This is a genomic window from Arthrobacter sp. B055-34, assembly GCF_059090425.1.
Genome location: NZ_JBNHFQ010000035.1, coordinates 1 through 207, shown reverse-complemented (window position 1 = coordinate 207; position 207 = coordinate 1). Strand labels below are relative to the sequence as shown.

Here is a 207-nt window from a genome sequence, read left to right as displayed (position 1 = left end):
GGCCGATCTCCTTGGCCAGGCCCCGGCCCCGCCTCTCCGCCGGAACCCCGGCCGCGGCCCGGGCCTCCCGCCGCGAGGCCACAAACGCTTCCGTCTCCCGCGCCTGCGCAGCAGCGAGGGCGCCCTTGAGTTCCTCCAGCGCGGTAATCCGGTCAATCCGCACCCCCTCCGAAACATCCTGATCCAGACCTGCAAGTTCGGCGGCCC

The 207-nt window shown here is 72.9% G+C and carries 1 pseudogene; it reads right to left on the bottom strand.

Going from position 1 to position 207, the window contains the following annotated elements:
* Positions 1-207: pseudogene (locus AC5RWO_RS21485) on the bottom strand (HNH endonuclease); the annotation flags it as partial.